Origin of the sequence: Actinoplanes sp. GCM10030250 (assembly GCF_042666575.1) — a bacterium.
Taxonomy (GTDB): Bacteria; Actinomycetota; Actinomycetes; order Mycobacteriales; family Micromonosporaceae; genus Actinoplanes.
In genome coordinates, this window is sequence record NZ_JBHTDO010000009.1 from 170,759 (window position 1) to 186,931 (window position 16,173).

General features: G+C 71.3%; 14 protein-coding genes and 1 riboswitch. Of the genes, 5 read left to right on the forward strand and 9 right to left on the reverse strand.

Annotated elements, in window-relative coordinates; all coding sequences use genetic code 11:
* Positions 1 to 163: 163 nt before the first annotated feature.
* Positions 164 to 562: an MmcQ/YjbR family DNA-binding protein gene (locus tag ACFQV6_RS14895; protein ID WP_325336505.1), complete on the forward strand. Its 399-nt coding sequence runs from the start codon at positions 164 to 166 to the stop codon at positions 560 to 562.
* Between the two features lie 196 nt (positions 563 to 758).
* Here the strand turns inward: ACFQV6_RS14895 and ACFQV6_RS14900 are convergent, their stop codons facing one another.
* Positions 759 to 1,523, reverse strand: a complete 765-nt coding sequence (locus ACFQV6_RS14900; protein ID WP_378028049.1) for a DinB family protein — start codon at positions 1,521 to 1,523, stop codon at positions 759 to 761.
* A 361-nt stretch (positions 1,524 to 1,884) separates the two neighbouring features.
* Positions 1,885 to 3,396 (reverse strand): hypothetical protein, encoded by a 1,512-nt coding sequence (locus tag ACFQV6_RS14905; protein WP_378028050.1) that lies wholly within the window; start codon positions 3,394 to 3,396, stop codon positions 1,885 to 1,887.
* Positions 3,397 to 3,553: 157 nt separating this feature from the next.
* Here ACFQV6_RS14905 and ACFQV6_RS14910 point away from each other — a divergent pair, with 157 nt between their 5' ends.
* Positions 3,554 to 4,642 (forward strand): glutamate-cysteine ligase family protein, encoded by a 1,089-nt coding sequence (locus tag ACFQV6_RS14910; RefSeq protein WP_378028051.1) that lies wholly within the window; start codon positions 3,554 to 3,556, stop codon positions 4,640 to 4,642.
* 29 nt (positions 4,643 to 4,671) lie between these two features.
* Here the strand turns inward: ACFQV6_RS14910 and ACFQV6_RS14915 are convergent, their stop codons facing one another.
* Positions 4,672 to 5,550 (reverse strand): LLM class flavin-dependent oxidoreductase, encoded by an 879-nt coding sequence (locus ACFQV6_RS14915; RefSeq protein ID WP_378028052.1) that lies wholly within the window; start codon positions 5,548 to 5,550, stop codon positions 4,672 to 4,674.
* Positions 5,551 to 5,704: 154 nt separating this feature from the next.
* Between ACFQV6_RS14915 and ACFQV6_RS14920 the strand changes: the two genes are divergently transcribed.
* Positions 5,705 to 6,478 (forward strand): GAF domain-containing protein, encoded by a 774-nt coding sequence (locus ACFQV6_RS14920; protein WP_378028053.1) that lies wholly within the window; start codon positions 5,705 to 5,707, stop codon positions 6,476 to 6,478.
* Between the two features lie 48 nt (positions 6,479 to 6,526).
* Here ACFQV6_RS14920 and ACFQV6_RS14925 read toward each other — a convergent pair whose 3' ends face one another.
* Together ACFQV6_RS14925 and ACFQV6_RS14930 are read right to left on the reverse strand one after the other, a co-directional pair.
* On the reverse strand, positions 6,527 to 7,261 hold the full coding sequence (locus ACFQV6_RS14925; RefSeq protein WP_378028054.1) for a nucleotidyltransferase domain-containing protein: 735 nt from the start codon (positions 7,259 to 7,261) through the stop codon (positions 6,527 to 6,529).
* A gap of 86 nt (positions 7,262 to 7,347) precedes the next feature.
* Positions 7,348 to 7,563 (reverse strand): hypothetical protein, encoded by a 216-nt coding sequence (locus ACFQV6_RS14930; protein ID WP_378028055.1) that lies wholly within the window; start codon positions 7,561 to 7,563, stop codon positions 7,348 to 7,350.
* Positions 7,564 to 7,981: 418 nt separating this feature from the next.
* On the opposite strand from ACFQV6_RS14930, the gene ACFQV6_RS14935 reads away from it, so the two are divergent.
* Together ACFQV6_RS14935 and ACFQV6_RS14940 are read left to right on the forward strand one after the other, a co-directional pair.
* Positions 7,982 to 8,368 carry an ArsR/SmtB family transcription factor gene (locus tag ACFQV6_RS14935; RefSeq protein WP_378028056.1) on the forward strand — a complete coding sequence of 129 codons (387 nt, stop codon included), beginning with the start codon at positions 7,982 to 7,984 and terminating at the stop codon, positions 8,366 to 8,368.
* Positions 8,365 to 8,847, forward strand: coding sequence for an SRPBCC domain-containing protein (locus ACFQV6_RS14940; protein ID WP_378028057.1), 483 nt, complete (start codon positions 8,365 to 8,367; stop codon positions 8,845 to 8,847). Before ACFQV6_RS14935 ends, ACFQV6_RS14940 begins: the two co-directional genes overlap by 4 nt.
* Positions 8,848 to 8,949: 102 nt before the next feature.
* On the opposite strand, the gene ACFQV6_RS14945 is transcribed toward ACFQV6_RS14940, so the two are convergent.
* From ACFQV6_RS14945 to ACFQV6_RS14960, 4 genes are read right to left on the reverse strand one after another with little or no spacing between them, the layout of a single operon-like run.
* Positions 8,950 to 10,209, reverse strand: a complete 1,260-nt coding sequence (locus tag ACFQV6_RS14945) for a glycosyltransferase (protein ID WP_378028058.1) — start codon at positions 10,207 to 10,209, stop codon at positions 8,950 to 8,952.
* Between the two features lie 14 nt (positions 10,210 to 10,223).
* Positions 10,224 to 12,443, reverse strand: a complete 2,220-nt coding sequence (locus ACFQV6_RS14950; protein ID WP_378028108.1) for a glycoside hydrolase domain-containing protein — start codon at positions 12,441 to 12,443, stop codon at positions 10,224 to 10,226.
* 9 nt (positions 12,444 to 12,452) lie between these two features.
* Positions 12,453 to 14,753, reverse strand: a complete 2,301-nt coding sequence (locus ACFQV6_RS14955; protein WP_378028059.1) for a putative bifunctional diguanylate cyclase/phosphodiesterase — start codon at positions 14,751 to 14,753, stop codon at positions 12,453 to 12,455.
* A gap of 54 nt (positions 14,754 to 14,807) precedes the next feature.
* The gene (locus ACFQV6_RS14960; RefSeq protein ID WP_378028109.1) at positions 14,808 to 16,028 is read right to left on the reverse strand and encodes an aminotransferase class V-fold PLP-dependent enzyme; all 1,221 of its coding nucleotides are present in this window, start codon (positions 16,026 to 16,028) and stop codon (positions 14,808 to 14,810) included.
* Between the two features lie 13 nt (positions 16,029 to 16,041).
* Positions 16,042 to 16,156: riboswitch (SAM riboswitch) on the reverse strand.
* Positions 16,157 to 16,173: the final 17 nt, after the last annotated feature.

Sequence of the window (16,173 nt, forward strand, 5' to 3'; positions counted from 1 at the left end):
AGTGACGCCGATCCGAACGCCGCACCGGCGAGGTGGCTGTAGGCACACAGGTCCTCCGAGCTGGGCCCGATAGTCCTATGACGTCGGCGCGGCCCCGCCAACCCCGGAGACTCTGATGTGCTGATGTCCTACCCGGCGGGGAGGATGGGCGCGGGAGGTACAGATGAGCGACATCGCGGACGTTCCACCCGCCGTTGTGGGCCGGCTCCGGGTGATCTGCGGGGAGCTACCCGAGGCGTACGAGGAGCCGGCGTGGATCGGCCTGCGGTGGCGGATTCGCCGGCGGACGTTCCTGCACGTCTACACCACCGACGAGAGGCGGTCGGCGTACATCGATCTGGACGATCCGGCCATCCTGATGACCTTCCGGGCGCCGCCCGGGGAGTTGGCCGCGCTGGCGCATGCCGGCCCTCCGTTCTTCCGGGCCGACTGGGGTGTGAATGTCGTGGGAATGGTGCTGGACGACGAGACGGACTGGGTCGAGGTTGCCGAGCTGGTGACGGACAGCTATCGCGTGCAGGCGCCCCGCCGCCTCGCGTTCCGGCTGAAGGCAGGTGGATGAACCGCCGGCTACCTCCCCTCGCGTCGTTCGTTGGGGAAGCCCGCATTGCTGGTCTTTCCGTAGCCGGTCGTGACTACCTCGCCGGTCGGCGCCGCGCCCTGGCTGGGCAGTGCGGGTGCGATGAGGGGCACCGACAGCAAGATGGGCTGGTCCAGCGCAGGATCGCGAGATCGCCGTCCATTGCCGGGACGCGCCTTCACTCGGTTCGGGCACCGGCCTCCAGCACGGTGAGGTCGCGCACCGCGTACCGGTGATGCTCGGCCTCTTCCTTGCACACCACCGTGAGGCAGCGGCGTACGACGTAGTCCTTGTCCGGGTAGGAGTCGGCCGGCTTGCGACCACACACCCGGTCGAGCTCGGCCTCGGTGAGCTCGTCGACGACCCGGCGCATCGTGGCCATGCGGGCCAGCCGCGGCGCGAGTACCTCGTCGAGCGTCGGGATGGCATCGAGGGTGAGCCCGAGCTTCGCCGATGCTTCGGCCGGCATCCCGCCGCCAGGAAGGCCCAACGAGTGGTACGGCGCATCCTCCTCGAGCACGGCGTTGCCGATCCAGGCATCGCTGGCCATCAGCAGATGCCGCTGCGTCTCGACGAACGACCACTCGCCGTCGACCTGCTCATGCAGCTTCGCCTCCGGTAGGCGCCTGGCACGGTCAAGCGTCGCCCCCCATTGCTTCTCGATGGCGTCCCAAGCGGCCCGGTATTCGGCGGCCGACGTGGCCTCACGGGCCAGCGCCCGGTTGGGATGCAGCCGATCGAGCTCGGCCTCGACGTAGGCGGTCACGTCGACGTCATTGACAACGACACGCTCGAAGCCGCCACCAAGGGAGACGTCACCCCCATAGCAGTCCACAATCTTCAGACCGGTGACGTCGCAATCGCGAATCTCGAGACCAGAGAGGTCGCACAGATGGATGCGGGCACCACGGAACTGGTCACCTTGGGTGTACTCAGCAGGCATGGGTCAGCTTCCCGTATCCGTCCCGCCCCCGCAAGTGAATGGCACAACGTGAGAGCCTCCGCGGGTGTCCGCGTCCAGGCGAGCGTGATGTTCGCCCAGGTGATGTGGGCTCCGGCGTAGCCGTTGTCGGCCCACATCAAGGTCAGTTCCGGGTTGCGCTCGCGCAGGACGGGCAGCAGCTCACGGGCGGCGTCCCGGTCGGTGACGTCGGCCGGTGTCACCGTCACCGTTCAAGGACAGGCTCTTAGTGGGGGCGCACGTTGAGGTTGCGTGCGAGCTGGTTGGTGCCCTGGGCTGCATGGGCGCGCACGGACGCGTTGTGTGCGCTTCTATTGCCGCTGGTGGGAGCAGGGGAGGCGCGTCAGGGGGTGACTTCGGTGCCCTGGTAGCCGGTGGGAGTGGGGATCACGGCGAAGTTCGCTACTACGGTGCCGATGGCGCGGGCGGTGGCCGGGGGTGGGGAGGCAACTGACGGGCGGCCGGACGGCGTGCACGGGGTGAAGACGTCGCCGCCTGTGCGCATGGTGGTGGCGGTTCGGTAGGGGAATCTGACCGCTTTGGGACACCAGACCACGGCGCCGGCGGCGGGTTTCGAGGTGCTGCCGGTGCGCAGGTCGATCAGGAGGGGGCCGGTGGGAGCGGGGGCGACGATGGTGTTCTCGTCGGCTACGGGGAGGCGGCCGGCGCCTACCGCAAGGGCTGTGGCGGGGCCTAAGGGGACGGACCAGCGGGACTTTCCGGTGCGGGGATCGAAGCCTTCGAGGTTGACCTTGAGAGCGGCGGAGGTGGTGGTGCGAGAGGCGTTCGTCGTGGTGACTGTGCCTCGGTAGCGGCAGCGGACTCCTCGGCCGGGAAGGGCGATGCGGCCGCCGCAGTCGATCACGGTGCCGTACTGGCGCCAGAGCAGGTGGCCGTCGGTGGCGTCGAGGCCTGCGGAAACCGGGTCGCGGGCCAGGTCGAGGGTGACCGCGGTCTTCGAGCGGGTGCCGCGGGCGTAGCCGGAACCGGTGTAGGCGTCGGCATCGGCCCCCGCGTCGGCGTCAGCATTGGCCGCGTGGGCGGTGGCGGCATCGTTGGTGTTGGTGTGCAGGGTCCAGCGGGTGCCGGTGGTGGCGGGTACGCGGGGGAACACGGCTGGGAGGGGGCGCTGCCAGTGGAGGGTGCCGTCGCGGAGCAGGGCGATCTGTTCGGCGGTGGTGGGGCCGAGGGCGATCAGGCCCTGGGGGCCTAGGTGGCGGGCGCCTTGTGGGGCGGTTTCGGCGTACGGGATGAACGCACCACTGTCGAGGTTGAGCCGGTAGCCGCGGACGGGATCGCCGGTTTCGGGGGTGGCGAGGGCGCAGACGGAGCGGCCCGCGAAGCAGCTTTCGGGTGGGGAGCTGAAGAGCATCGCGGGGGTGCGGTGGAGTTCGCGGCCGGTTCGCGGGTCGAGGACGGTGAGGCGGGCATGGTCGGGGCTGAAGGCGGGTTCGGGCTGGAGCAGTACAGCGTGGTTGCCGACGCGGTGCGGGGCGATCTCGGAGCCGGTTGGCTGGAGGCTCGGGGACACCTCCTGTTCCCAGAGCATCCTGCCGGTTGCGGGGGCGATGCCGCGGGCGTAGACGTGCCGGGCCCGCATCACGTAGCCGACCAGCACCCCGTCGACGGCGAGAGGCCGGCCGATCGGTGCGGCGTCGGTGGTGGTCCACTGCCGGGCGACGCGCGGCGCGGCGGCAACTCGCGGGCCGGCCGACGGCGGCGCGGTGGCGGCCGAGAGAGACAGGCGGGAGGTGGCTGAGGGGGACGGGTGGGGGCGGACTACCGCGGGAGGCGGTGGTGCTCCGAGGGCGGTAGCTGCGGTCAGGACTGTGAGGGCGGTGGCGGCCAGGTTCACGCGAAACAGTATGCAAGGATCAGAACGGTACAAGTGGGGTTTAAACGTCTAACCGCACCTCCGGGCTCGATATTCCTATTCAACTGATAGGAATGATATGCTCGTCGTCGCGGTTGGAGGGCGTGCTTCAGCTGCGTATCGGGGAGGAAGGCAGCGCGTGACCACCCTGAATGAACAGGACGCTGAGGAATTCATCGCGGCGCGGGCGATCGAACCGGGGCTTCCGGGGTTCGTCGGGATAGCCGTCGATCTCATGCTCGATCCGGCGTGTGCACCGGCCGGGCGGCGTCCGTTGCGGCACGGTTTCCTCGACGCCCGTTCGCCTCGGGTAATGGTCGTCAGCGGTCCGCCCTCCCCCGGGCTCGAGGTGGCGCTGCGCCGGATGTCCGACGACCTGGCCGCGGCGACCCGCATCGCGGAACAGCACCGGCTCACCGTGTTGCCGCAAGCGTCCGCCACGATGCACCCGGACGAGCCGGGCCACGCGGACGGGCCGGGCCACGCGGACGGGCCGGGCCACGCGGACGGGCCGGCTACCGCCGGGATCCGGGTGGGACTGGAGGCGGGGCTTGACGGTGGCGGGCCGCTCGGCCTGCGGCGCCGGTGGAATCTGGCGCACACTCTCGCGCCGGTGCTGGCGGCGGCCTTCGCGAACTCGCCGTTGGCTCAGGGGCGGCCGGCGGGCTGGCGCAGCGTACGGCAGGCGGTGCGCAGTGGCCTGCCGGTGCTGCCCGCTTTCGGGGAGCCACGGTTCGCCTGGACGACCTATGTCATGGACGCTCCCACGGCGACCGGGCGATCGCTGCGGCAGTGGATCCGCGGTGGTGGCCGTCCCACCGAGGGCGGCCTGCACCGGCATCTCGGCTCGCTGCGACCGCCGGTGGCCGCCCGCGGGCATCTGGAGATCGACGTCGCCGACCGTCAGCCGGGTGATGGCTGGCGGGTGCCGGCCGCGGTGATCGCCACCCTGCTCGACGACCCGCGCGCGGCGGAGGAGGCGTGGGAGGCGACTGCCCTGCTCGTTGCCGAGCCGCGGCTGTGGGAGCGGGCTGCCCGCGACGCGCTCACCGACCCGGTGCTGGCGGCCGCGGCGCGGGACTGCTTCATGGCTGCCTACGCGGCGCTGGCCCGGCTGGGCGCGTCGCGCGAGTTGCGGGACGCGGTCGCCGAGTTCACCGAGCGGTACGTGGCACGGGGCCGCTGCCCCGCCGACGACGTCCTCGACCAGGTCACCGCCCGGCCCTGAGCGAACGATCCGGGCTGCCGCGATCCCCGTCAGCCGCGAACCAGGCCCAGAACCGCATCCATCGCCTTGAACCGGTCGGCGCCCGCGCCCAGCGCCCGGTCCGGCACGATCAGCTCGTCCAGGCCCGCGGCCCGATACTCCTCGATTGCCGCCGCGAGCTTCGAAGGCGTGCCGCCGATGGCCGGCATTCCGGACTCCGGCAGCGGGCCGTCCACCACGGTCACCGCCTGTGCCGTGCGCGCGATCGATTTCGGGTCCCGTTCCACCTCGGCGCAGTGCCGGTCCAGGACCGCGGACTTGTGCGCGATCACGTCCGGTGTCCCCCAGGTGTTCCACATGTCCGCGTGTTCGGCCACCACGCGCAGCATCCGCTTCTCGCCCTTGGCACCGATCAGGATCGGCAGCGGGGACTGCACCGGCTTCGGTTCGCAGATCGCGTCGGTGACCGTGTAGTACTCGCCGTGGACGGTGGTGCGCGGCTCCCGCAGCAGACCGCGGAGCACGTGCAGAGCCTCCACGAACCGGTCGATGAGTTTGCCGGTCGGTGGGAGCTCCAGCCCGTACTGCTGATGCTCGTTGATCTGCCAGCCCGCGCCGACGCCCAGGGTGAAGCGGCCCTGGGTGATCTGGTCGACGGTGGCCGCCATGTTCGCCAGCACGGCGGGGTGGCGGTAGGTGTTGCCGTAGACGAGCGTGCCGATCCGGATCCGTGGCACGGCCGCACCGAGGGCCGCCACCACGGAGCCGCACTCCAGGACCGGGTGCTCCGGGTCGGCGCCGGTGCCCGCGTTGGGCATGAAGTGGTCGGCGAACCAGACGCCGTCCCAGCCGGTCTCGGCGGCGTGCCGGGCCACTTCGAGGACGTCACCGTACGGTTGCCCGGCGCCTGGCCAGATCGAGATTCGCATGACCGCCAGCCTGTCACGACCGATCGTGGTGGTGCCCGCCCGGCCCGCCTGTGGTACGACTGACTGGTGGGTCTCCGTCCCGCTGCCGTCCCCGCGCGAGCGCTTTTCGTGGTCGCGCGATGCACCGTAGGCGCGATCCGATGACGGCGATCCGATGACCGTGCAGCAGCCGTCGCCCGAGTGGATCGGGCGGGCCCAGGAGCTAGCCGCGCAGGCCCGCGAGCTGCACAGGAGGGCGTCCCGGCAGATGCAGGAGGCCCGGGAGGCCCGTGCCAGGGCCGTCAAGGACCGGGAGGCCGCGGAGAGCTGGCGCCGCGAGATCGAGGAGGATCTGCGCGGCCGCTGGCTCAGCGCCCAGCAGCGGGCGGCGGCGATCGCCCGGGAGGTGGCCGAGCTGGAAGCGGTCCGCGAACCCCGCCTGACCCTGTTCGAGAAGGATTTCTGGCATGTCAGCGACCCGGAGGCGATCGCGTCGGCGCTGCTGGCGGCCGCGCTGACGCTGAGCCGGGCGCAGATGGGCAACGTCCAGCTGTTCGACCCCGCCGCGGGTGGGCTGCGGATCGTGGCGCACCACCGGTTCGGGCCGGACTTCCTCCGGCATTTCGCGCTGGTGCGCGACCACGACCACGGTTCGGCGTGCGGCCGGGCGCTGTCCGAGGCGACAACGGTGCACGTTCGCGACGCCGAGCACAGCGCGGTCTTCGCGGCCGGGCCGACCCGCGACGTGGTGCTGGACGCCGGTGTGCGCGCGGTCCGGTCGATTCCGCTGGTCAGCAGCGCGGGCACGATGATCGGCATGATCTCGGTGCACTACGAACGGCCGCACGACCCGGACGCCACGGAGAGTGAGCTGCTCGCGATGGTGGCCGCCGCCGGGGCACGCCGCCTGAGCCGGGCCCGTGACGACGCCGATTTCACGACCCGCTGAAGCTCAGGCCGGGTGTGCTCAGGCCGGGTGTGCTCAGGCCGGGTGTGCTCAGCCCGGGTGTGCGCGGGTCACCGCTTCGTGTGCGCTGGCCACCGTTCGGCGGGCGTCGCGCCAGGCGATCCAGGCGGTCCGCAACCGGGGCGAGGTGACGTTCTCGCCCTGGCGGCGGGCTCTGAGCTGCGCGATCAGCCAGGCGGGGGCGTGCGCGGCCTCCACCGCCTCACTCTTGGTGAGCAGCGAGCCGTGCCGCAGTGCGTGCCGGCCGCGGGCCATCGAGGTCAGGCCGAGGTCGGCGATCACCGGGTTGAGCCACAGCCGCGGGCGGCGCGCGGCCCACGTCCAGTAGCCGGTCAGTTCCGCGCGGGCGGCGTCGCGCACGTCGTCGTCGCTCATCGGTGGCAGGATCTCGCTCGGCGGGCGACCGAAAACGGCATATCCGTGCCGCACCAGCTCGGCCCTGGTGATCCCGGACAGGATGCGCTGCACGAGCGCACCGTGTGTCCAGGTCGGATGTTCGGCGGCCAGGTCCGCGAGGCGCCCGCCGTCGGCGTAGACGCATCCGAGGTCGAGCCCGCGTGCGGACGAGGCATCCAACCGGCGGTGCAGCGCTGCGAGTTTCTCCTGGTCAGGTGGTCCGTCGGTGATCGCGACCAGGTCGAGGTCGCTCACCCCGGTGCGGTAGTCGCCGGTCGCGAGCGACCCCGCGACCAGGAGGTCGGTCACCCACCCGAGGGCGGCGAGCTCACGGCCGAGTTCCGCTACGGCGGCGGGGGCAGGCACCATGACGGCACTCTATGTGCCCCGGTCACGTCCGTCTTCGATCAAGAGCCATGCAGGCGTACGGTCGACCCGCCCCGCCGCACGGATCGTTACGCGCTGGAGCCGGTGGTCGCGGGTTGCGGTGCCGGCGAGGCGGCGACCGTGGCGGTGGCGGTGCTGGCGAAGTGCTCGGCCTCGGCGATGGCGGCCAGCACCGTGGTGTGCCGTTCCCCCGGTCTGACACATCGCGTGGCCGCCAGCCGATCTCGCAGGTCGAGCAGCCGGGCCAGGCAATTGTCGAACAGCACCAGCATGTCGTCGTGCACAGGTCCCCTCCGTCCGCGCGGGCGGTGCGGGCCGCCGCACGGTGCGGCGGCCCGGCAGCTCACTTCTTCTTGTCCTTCTTGCTCTTCTTGTCCTTCTTCGACTTCTTCGACTTCTTCGCCATGGCTGTTCCCCCTCCCGGCAAAGTTCGCGTCGCCCCGTCAACGGCGCCGACAACGAGCGTAGGACGCGAGACTCCCTCGAATCAGCGGTTCGATAACTCTCTGCCCGGTCGGTGGAACCCGCGCCCGTCACACGGCGCGCTCATTGATGGCTCCGGGATCACGTGGCCGGGATCCCGGCGGCAGCGGCTCGGCCTCTCCAGGAACAGCTTCGGCCAGGACTTTCAACTGAGTGGTTGACACGTACGGAAGCCCGGCTTATTGTTTCTTTCAACCGAGAAGTTGAAATGAGGGGCCGATGCCGGCGGACACGTTGACACGAGTCTTCTCCGCACTAGCCGATCCGACGCGCCGCGACATGGTGGCCCGGCTGGCTGATGGGGACGCGACGGTGAACCACTTGGCGGAGCCGTACCGGATGTCTCTGCAGGCGGTCTACAAACACCTCAAGGTGCTCGAGGAGGCCGGGGTGGTGACCCGCCCGCCGGGTCCGCAGCCGCGGATGGTCCACCTGGAGACGGAGGTCTTCGACGAGATGGACGCCTGGATCGAGCGGTACCGGCGCCGGGCCGAGGAGCGGTACAGCCGCCTCGACGCACTGCTGGCCGCGATGGACGACCGGAAACAGCCCCCGGAAACGGGACGCAGCACGACCCCCGACGAGCAAGGAGAGAGACTGTCATGACCGAGATCACGAACGCCGTCATCGAGGCCGACGCCAAGCTGCCGATCATCCGGATCACCCGGGACTTCGCGGCCACGCCGGAGCAGCTGATGCGGGCGCACACCGACCAGGACCTGTTCGTGCAGTGGAACGGGCCGGACTCGATCAGCAGCAAGATCGACTACTGGGACGCGCGGACCGGCGGCAGCTGGCGCTACCTGTCGACGCACGGCACCGACGAGATCGCCTTCCACGGCAGCTTCCACCACGTGGGTGCGAACAAGATCGTGCAGACGTTCACCTGGGAGGGCCAGCCCGACGGCGTCTCCCTGGAGACGGTGTGGTTCGAGGACCTGGGTGACGGCCGCACCCGGCTGCACGCGCAGTCCCTGGTGGACAGCTTCGAGGGCCGCGACGCCTGGCTGCAGAGCGGCATGGAGGTCGGCGTCAACGACGGCTACGCGAAACTGCAGAAGCTGGTCACCGACGGCAAGGTCTGACGCAGCCGAGATCCAGCGCCGGGATCCGATGCCGCGCTGGGATGTGTCCGAGCGGGAACGGCCGCCCCGAGGGGAAGCGGGGCGGCCGTTCGCCCGTACAGGTCAGGCGGTTTTCAGGTTGAAGAGGTCGTCGAAGACGGCGGCGCGGTCGAAGGCCATCGCGTGCGCCCGCGCGCGCTGCTCCAGGTCCCGGCGCTCGGTCTCGCTCATCTCCAGGACGACCCGGTCGAGGGCGTCGGCCAGGCCGTTGATGTCGCCGGCCTCGACGATCACCGCGGTGTCACCCACCGCCTCGCCGACACCGCCGGTCAGCGTGGTGACGATCGGCCCGCCGCCGGCCAGAGCCTTCTCCGCGAGCGCGATGCCGAAGGTCTCGACGAAGTCCGGCTCCGGCTTGGTCGGCAGGGCGTAGGCCGCACAGCCGGCCATCAGCAGCGGCTTCTCGTCGTCGTCCACATCGCTCAGGAAGCAGATGTTCCTGTCTTCCTTGGCCATCGCCTTGACGTGCTCCAGGGCCGGTCCGGTGCCCGCGATCACCAGCTTCACGTCGTCGCGGGAGCGCATCTGCCCGTACGCGATGACCAGGTCGTAGATGCCCTTGGCCCGCGCCACCCGGGAGAGGAAGAGGATGTATTTGCCGCGCTGGAGGCCGCGGCGTGCCAGGGCGGCGTCGATCGCGGCCGGTTCCAGGCCCAGGAAGGCCGACGAGTCGATCGGCGGATAGCTGACCGTGACCCGGCGCCGGCACTGCTCGGCGAAGCTGGTGCCGCAGTGGGCGTCGACCTCCTCGGCCGAGGAGATGATCTCGTCGCGGGTGTACTCGGAGACCGCGACCACCTCGTCGCTGGCGAGGAAGGTGGTGAGCAGCACGGTGGCCGCGCCGAACCGTCCCTCGCGCAGGCAGTTTCGGATCACGTTGGTGACGTCCGAGCCGACCGCCTTGGCGATGGTGCGCACCTGCGGGTCGAAACCGGCGGCCCGGGCCGCGGTGACCGCGTCGTTGATCACCTGGGTGTGCGGTACCAGGTACATCGAGAGGCACACGGTCGGCACCGGCTCGGCGAGCAGCTCGACCAGGCGGCCGGTGAGACCGGCCAGGTGCCGGCCGTCCGGTACGCGGTAGTCGCCGACCGCCTCCGGGCGCTCCACGGTGATCCCGGGGCTGTAGGGCAGGAGCCGGTCGAGGGGCTTGAGCGGCAGGCCGGCCGACTGGAGCGCCGGTATCGGCCAGGTCAGCAGCCGGACATCGTCGAAGCCGCGGGTCAGTGCGACTTCGGCGAGATTGCGGGCCTCGCCGGAATGACCGCAGATGACCGGATCGGCGCGGACCGCGATGACGAGACGGCGGGTCGGTCGGCTCATCGTGTTTCCTTCGGCTAAGGGTGTGAGAGGGACGGCGGCCGGGACCGGTGACCCCAGGTCGAGGGTTCGGGCCCGAGCCGCAGGTGAAGACGCCCGCCGGAGTGGACGTCGCCCGCGTTCAGGTGGGTGGAGGTGAGCGGCTTGCCGTTGAACGTCGCGGACTGGACGTACTGCGGTGCGGGGTGGCGGTCGAGGCCGTCGACGCCGATCGGGGTCTCCCGGTGCCCGCTGGTCTCGATGACGAACTCGCCGCCCTCGACCCGCAGCGCGGCCCGTTCGAAGGCGGGTGCGTTGACCAGGAACAGGTTCTGCCCGGCCACCGGGAACAGGCCGAGGGAGGCCCAGACGTACCAGGAGCTGAGCCCGCCGGAGTCGTCGTTGCCCGGCAGGCCACCCGGTCCGGTGCCGAACTGCCAGGTCAGCGCCGAGTGCACGACCTCGGCGGTGCGGTCGGGGCGGCCCGCGTAGTGGTAGGCCCAGGGCGCCTCCATGTCGGGCTCGTTGTTCAGGCCCTCGAAGCGGTTCAGGGCGTATCCGGCGGCCATCTCGCCGGGCTCCGGGCAGCGGCCGGCCTGCTTGACCGGGCCGGCGCCGTAGCCGAAGAACCGGTCGAGCCGATCGATGAAAGCCTCGTCGCCGCCGGCCAGGCCGATCCGGGAGGCCATGTCGTGCAGCAGGCGGAACGAGTAGTTCCACTTGCCGCCCTCGTAGAACTCGGAGTCGCGCAGCAGGCCGGTGGAAGGGTCGAACGCGTTGACCCAGTCGCGGCTGCGGCGTTCGAGGTCGGCGGCGAGGCGGTGGTCGTTGAGGGCGCGGGCCAGCTGGGCGGTGCAGTGGTGGGCGTACGCCAGGTCGAGGGTGTGCGTGATCGGATGGACCACGCCGTGCTCCCAGAAGTCCTCGCCGTAGAGCCGGCGCAGGTCGTCGACCATGTGCACGAGCGCCCAGGTCCAGTCGATACCGGGCCTGCCGAGCGCGTGCGCGTCGGCAAGTGCGGTGTGCGCGAGCGCGCTGGCCTGCCGGAAGAACCGGTCGGCACCGCGGGCCATCCGGTAGCCGATCGGGAAGTTGCCCTCCTCCTCGCACACCCGGATCAGCGATTCGAGCAGGTCGGTGGCCCGGTCCGGGACGATCGCGGAGAGCAGCGGCAACTGCGTCTTGTAGATGTCCCACATGGTGCAGATGTCGAAGGCGTACGGGCCGGAGTTGGGCCAGAACGGGCTCTCGTCGTCGGCGATGCACGGCTTGATCAGCGAGTGGTACATCGCGGTCGCCATGATCGTGCGGCGGGCCGGTGTGCCGCCGTCGACCTCGACCCGGCTCAGGTGGTCACCCCAGCGGGACCGGGTACGCGACCGCACCACCTCGAAGGCCGGGGTGTCGCCGGTGCCGCACTCGCGGAGCAGGTTCTCCCGGGCCTGCTCACCACCGCGCAGCGAGAAGCCCATCCGGACCTCGATGGTCTGCCCCGCTCGTACCGGCCCCATGAAGATCATGCCGAAGGGGCGGAGGGTGGTGTGCCGGATGCTGTCGAAGTCCAGGCGGGTGCCGCCCGGGATGAGCCGCCGGTCGTACCAGAGCATCTGCCGCCAGCCGGGACTGTCGACCTCGATGTGCACCGACAGCGGGACGCCCTCCATCACCACGGTGCCCTGCGCCCGGCCGTGTCCCATGCTCTCGGCCTGGGCGCGCAGCGGCACGGTCCGGCCGAGGTCGATCGCCAGGCCGCCGCAGGACAGGTCGATCACCACGCGGGCGCTCTGGTGGTCCGGGAAGGTGTACCGGTGGACGGCGACCTTCTCCCCCACCGTGATCTCGCAGCGCACCCCGGTGTCCAGGTTGGCCGCGTAGTAGCCGGCCTCGGCGCGCTCGTCCTCCAGCGGCCAGGCCTGGCCGAGGTCGTCGAGCGGCTGCACCATCGGGGTGACCCGTACGTAGTTGTAGTACTTGCGGATCGCGCCGGTGCCGGACTGCTGGAAGTGGGTGAACCCGGAGGCCTGCAGCCGCGGGAACATCTCCTCCGGTACGCCCTCGGTGTTCTTGGCGTAGCGGCCGTACCCGGTCGGGTAGGCACCCGAGTAGGCGCAGGCGGAGACCATGCCCAGCGGGGAGGTGGCGCCCGGGTGGGTGTTGCCGACCTGGGGTTTCGGCCACCACCAGGTAGCGGCGAGACCGTGTGCCCGGGGCAGGTCGGTCGCCGCTGTGCCGATGAAGGGATCAACGTTGTCAAGGATGGCCGGACTCTAACCGGCCAGTACGCTCCCGGTGGTTTCGTGCAGGTGAACAGCCCCGTTAGGGGCGATCATCTTTCCTGCTCGTAACATTTCGTCGAACTCCGCGCCCGGCAGCGGCTTGCTGAAGAAGAAGCCCTGCACCGCGGGGCAGCCGGCCGCCTGGAGCGCGGACCAGTCGGCGAACTCCTCGACGCCCTCGGCGATCGTGGACATGCCCAGGGAGCGGGCCAGCCACAGCACCGCCGAGATGATCGAGGACTTGCGCTGGTCCTCGGCGAGGCCGGCGACGAACGAGCGGTCCAGCTTGACGATGTCGGCGGGCAGCGACTTGAGCCAGGTCAGCGAGCTGTAGCCGGTGCCGAAGTCGTCGAGGGCGATGCGTACGCCGAGCTGCTTGAGCGCGGCGAGCCGCTCGCTGACGTCGACGGTCGAGGAGAGCAGCGCGGTCTCGGTGATCTCCAGGACCAGCCGGGCCGGGTCGAAGTGCGGCAGAGCGGACAGGATCCCGGCCACCATCGGTACGAAGTCGGGTTCGGCGAGCTGGCGGGGGCTGACGTTGACCGAGACGTAGCCGAGCCGGTCCGACCAGTGCAGCAGGTGGTCGATCGCGGACCGCAGCACGTGCTCGCCGAGCGGCACGATCAGGCCGGTCTCCTCGGCGGCGCCGATGAAGTGGCCCGGGCCGAGGATGTCGCCCTCCGGGGTGAGCATCCGGACCAGGGCCTCCGCGCCGATGATCCGGCCGGTGACGGTGGAGACGACCGGCTGGAACCAGAGCGGCAGGGTGCGGCGCGGGTCGGCGGCGAGGGCCTGGCGCAGGCGGGTCTCGGCGGCGATCCGCTCCTGGACCGGCACGCGCAGGTCGTCGGTGTAGACCTGGACCCGGTTGCCGCCGGCGCGCTTGGCGGCGTACATGGCGGTGTCGGCGGCGAGCACCACTTCGTCGGCGGCTGCGGCACCTCCACCGAAGGCGGTCGTGACGCCGAGGCTGACCGAGATCGGCAGTTCGCCGTCGCCGACCGGCAGGGGCTCGGCGAGGGCGTCGAGGATGCCGTCGGCGACCCGCAGGCCGGTGCCGGCCGGGCCGGGCAGGGCGACGACGAACTCGTCACCGCCGAGCCGGGCGACCAGGGCGCCGGGCGGGACCACACGGCTCAGGCGTACGGCGAGGGAGCGCAGCACGTCGTCGCCGGTGTGATGCCCGGACCCGTCGTTCACCGACTTGAAGCGGTCGACGTCGAGGTAGATGACGCTGACCGGCTCGGCGCTGCCGGCGAGCAGGGCGGTCAGGTCGTTCTCGAAGGCCTTGCGGGAGAGCAGGCCGGTGAGCGAGTCGTGGCGTACCTGGCGGCGCAGCTCGGCCTCGTGATCGCGGACCGCGGTGACGTCGAGGCAGTGCACGAAGATCAGCTGGAGGCGGCCCTGCCGGTCGTAGAGGCCGGTGCTGTGGATCTGCACCCAGATCATCGAGCCGTCGTCGGTGCGCTGGTACCGGTGGGTCACCGTGACCGGCTCGGTCTCCTCGACGAGTCCCTGGAACAGCTGCGCCGCGCTGTCGTCGACCGCGCGCAGCGGCAGGTCGGTGAGGGCGAACCCGGCGGGCAGCTCGTTCGGCAGCCGCAGCCATTCGCGGTAGGCGGCGTTGGTGCGCAGCAGCACACCGTCCGGCGCGATCATCGCCATCGGCACCGGCGTCTCGTCGAAGGCGACGCTGAGCTGGGCCTGGCTCTCCTGCAGGTTCTCCTGGGCGCGCTTCTCCTCGGACTCGGCCAGGCTCCAGGAGACCACCTGGAAACCGGCGGCGAGCAGCACCGCGCCGCCGTGCAGCGCGGCCCAGATCAGCGGGTGCGCGACGGCCGAGTCGTGGTCGTAGGTGTGGTCGCTGACCAGGGTCCCGAAGACACCGTGGTGCAGGGTGGTGGCGACGAGGAAGGCGCCGAACGGTGCCCAGTCGCGGTAGAGGGCGAGCGCCCCGACGGCGATGAAGAAGGTGAAGTGCGCCTCGGTGAGGCCGCCGCTGAGCGAGACGAACCCGCCGCACGCCACCGTGAAGCCGAGCGCGACGCTGACCGACCGCATCCGCCGCGACGGCAGCCGGACCGCCGCCGCCAGGGCCGGCAGCACCAGCCCGTCGGTGAGCAGCAGCGCGGGTACGGCCGGGTCGCCCTGCAGCGCCCCGAACACGGTCAGGATCACCATGAGGACGGCGAGAAGCACCGTCAGCAGCCGGTGCCGGCCCGCCCAGTCCTCGTCACGCAGCCCACCACCGGAGGGCAGCCGGTCGCGCAGCGTCGTCATCCAGGTCACCACGTAGAGCAGGATCGGCTCCCGGCCCGAGCGGGACAGGATCCCGCGGGTAGCGGCTCAGGAGCGAAGCGCCGCGAGGAGCCGGTCGACCTCGTCGGTGGTGCTGCCGAGACCGAAACTGGCACGCAGCAGACCCGTCGCGGTGCCGCACTCCCCCGCCGAGGCGGAGCGGGTCAGCCGGCGGACCAGCGGGTGGGCGCAGAACTGGCCGGCCCGCACGCCGATGCCGTGGTCGCGGGCGAGCCGCCGGGCGACCTCGGCCGGGTCGGAGCCGTCGAACGCGATCGAGACGATGCCGACGCGGGGCTGCTCCGGGCCGAACAGGCTGACCTCGGTGGCGCCGGGAACGTCGCGCAGGCCGTCGCGCAAGCGGGTGAGCAGGGCCTGCTCGTGGTCGTGCAGGGCGGTGCGATCGGCGCCGGTGAGCGCCTCGCAGACGGCGGCGAGGGCGACGGCGCCGAGCAGGTTGGGGGTGCCGCCCTCGTGCCGGGCCGGGCCGGTCGCCCAGGTCAGCTCGCCGGGCCGGTCACCGACCGAGGCGCTGGCGCCGCCGCCGGCCAGGTAGGGCGGTGCGGCGTCGAGCCAGTCGGCGCGACCGGCGAGGACACCGGCGCCGAACGGCGCGTACAGCTTGTGACCGGAAAAGGCCAGATAATCCGCGCCGAGCTCGTGGAGGGAGACCGGGTGGTGCGGTGCGAGCTGAGCGGCGTCGACAATCACGCGTACGCCGTACGAGTGCGCGACGTCCGCCAGGCGCCGGACCGGCCACACCTCACCGGTCACGTTGCTCGCCCCGGTCACGGTCAGTACGGCCGGACCGGTCAGCTGCCTCAGCGCCCGGTCCAGAGCCTCGACGGCCTCGTCCGGCGACGACGGCGCGGGCAGCCGCACCGGGTTCGGCCAGGGCAGCAGGTTGGCGTGGTGCTCGCCGTCGAACACGACAGTGGTGGTGCCCGGCGGCAGGGCGCGGGCGAGCAGGTTGAGCGCGTCCGTGGTGTTACGGGTGAAGACCACACAGTCGCCGGGACCCGCGCCGGTGAACTCGGCCACCACGTCACGGGCCAGCTCGTACGCGAGGGTGGACGCCTGCGACCGTACCCCCGTGCCCCGATGCACACTGCCGTAGCGCGGCAGCAGATCCTGGACCGCGCCGGCCGCGGCTCGCACGCAGGGCGCCGAGGCCGCGTAGTCGAGATGCGCGAAGCGCACGACCTCCCCGTCCGGGAGGGTGACCTTGAGGTCGTCGCCGACGACGTCGAGAGGGCTGATCGGGAACATGGCCGTGCCTCCGGGCTCGCGCTTGCCGCACCGGGTCCGGCGCGGCCTGGTCCTCACCCGGGGCACCCCATCGCGAACGCAAGGGTTGCCGGCCAGCAAGCCGGGGCTGTGCGCTGGCACTCATGACCTGCCGACGAAGGTAGCA